General features: G+C 63.6%; 2 protein-coding genes. One reads left to right on the plus strand and one right to left on the minus strand.

Annotated elements, in window-relative coordinates; all coding sequences use genetic code 11:
• Positions 1 to 239, plus strand: a 239-nt coding sequence (locus tag FGX59_RS36550) for an ATP-binding protein (protein WP_171061020.1), incomplete at its 5' end; no start/stop codon positions are given.
• Between the two features lie 19 nt (positions 240 to 258).
• Here FGX59_RS36550 and FGX59_RS36555 read toward each other — a convergent pair.
• The coding region (locus FGX59_RS36555; protein ID WP_206078562.1) for a recombinase family protein at positions 259 to 2214 on the minus strand (1956 nt) is incomplete at its 5' end.

A 2214-nucleotide genomic window follows, 5' to 3' on the forward strand; every position in this document is an offset into this window, starting at 1 on the left:
GCCATGCCGAATGGCTCGGCCTGCTGATCGACCGCGAGGCCGCCAGCCGCAGCACGAAGAAATTCCGGAGCCGGATGCGGGCGGCCAAGCTCCGCCATGTCGGCGCCTGCATCGAGGACGTGGACTTCCGTACCCCGCGCAAGCTCGACAGGAGCCTGTTCCAGGAACTCGCCAGCGGCCGCTGGATCGGACAGAAGCAGAACCTGCTGATCACCGGACCGTGCGATCCTGCTTCATAATGCCCACCTCACTATGTCTCTATAAGGAAAGTGTTTTTTGATGCGGATCTTCAGACGGCGGGCGGCGGCCGCGCCTTTTATCCGCTGCTTCAATGACATCGTTCCTGTCAAGGTCGTCCATTTTGATGATCCAGGGCGCACCTTTGCAGAACTGTTGCGCCGGTAGCCGGCCCTCCTGGATCAGGCGGCGGACGCTTGATGGACTGATGGCCAAGACCTCGGCTGCCTCGTCAAGCGTCAACTCACCACGCTCATGGCGTTCGCCCTCGCGATAGACATTGATCTGATGGTGATTGCGCAGAGTGCAGACGCGCGATTGCGTCCATCCGTTGCCGCGTCCGGTCACCTTGCCTGCCCGGTTGAGCGTTGCGGCAATCAGCTTGTCAGGCATGAGGCGAGCCAGCGCACGCGCGAGATCGACAGTATCCCGGTCGGTACTCCAGCGGTGCTGGCCGCTGCGGTTCTTGCGGACAGCCAGTGCGGAATGCGCGCCACCTTGCCAGCGGACAACAAGCTCGATGGTCTCTCCGTCAACGCGCACAATGATCTCCTCGACCAGAGTGCGAATGATCTGTTTCTTGGTGGCAGGTGCCGCACCTGGGCTTGTCCATGCGCGCTCAAGGTCGGTTCCCAGGCTCAGCAGCCTGGCGCGATCGGCGGTGCCCGCCTTTTGCGACAGGGCTGCCGCATCATGCGCCTTGATCTGATCCTCGAGCGCGGCGACCGTACCAAGCCGCGCATTCCAGCGCGCTTCCAGTTCTCCCGCCACCAGGCGATTGTCGGGATCGACCGCATCGTACTGGCGCCGGGCACGAGAGGCCTCGTAGCGCGCCTGCTCCAGGCTCAGCTCAAGCTGATGGCGCTTCTCCTCATGTGCCTGGCCCTGGGCCACCTCTGCCTCGAGTGCCGCCTCTATGCCGAGCGGCTGCAACCGCGCGATGATCTCGGCGCTGATCGCCCGATCGACCCGCATGCCACCGAATGAGATGCAGCGCGCGCCACCGTGATTGAACTGACTGCCGCGGCAGTGGTAACGCCCGGTATTGCCGCCTTTGCCCGAATAGGCGACGTGAAGTTTGCGCCCGCAATGGCCGCATCTCAGAAGCCCGGCCAGAAGAGCTTCGCCACGCCGTATGGCGCCCCGGCCCGGGCCGAACTTTCCGGTGGCATTGTCCGCGATCAACCGTTGGTTCCTCTCGTAAATGTCCCAGCTGATATAACCATCATGATGATCGGGGATCAAAACATCCCAGTCTTCCTGCGGTTTGCGCAGCCCCTGGATCACGCGTTTGCGCCCGTCCTCGATCACCGTGCGAGAGCCGGTGCGTCCGAACACGTAGGCCCCGGCATAGATCGGGTTGCTGAGGATGTGCAGGACCGTGTTGTAGACGGGCAGTTTCCAGCGGATCTCGCGCCCATCCGGTCCATGGGCGACCGCTGGCAGCGAGATCTGTTCCTGCCGGAGCCACACATGTACCTGCCGGACGGACCGCATCTCGTCGAATTTGGCAAACACCAGCCCGATGGCGTCCTGGACCCGCCGGTCAGGGTCCTTGTCGATCCGATCCCGGCTCATGCGCACATAACCGATGGCAACCGTCATGAACAGCTCGCCGCGGCGTGCCTTCTGGCGGAGCGCCTCGTGGGAGCGCTGGCGCAGGACCGACAGCTCCATCTCGCTCATGGTCCCTTTCATGCCGAGCAGCAGGCGGTCATTGGGATGACGCGGATCGTAGACCCCATCTTCATCGACAATGAGCGTGGAAACCAGGCCGCAAAACTCCAGCAGCGTGTGCCAATCGCGGCCATTGCGCGCCAGCCGCGAAGCTTCGATCGACACCACCGCTCCGACACGACCCTCGCAGATCCCGGCGAGAAGCTTCTCGAAACCGGGCCGTGCGACGCCCGAGCCCGAGCGGCCAAGATCATCGTCGATGACCTCAGCATCGGCCCAGCCAAGCTGGCGGGCACGCTC

The sequence above is a fragment of the Poseidonocella sp. HB161398 genome, assembly GCF_005870025.1.
Taxonomy (GTDB): Bacteria; Pseudomonadota; Alphaproteobacteria; order Rhodobacterales; family Rhodobacteraceae; genus Mangrovicoccus.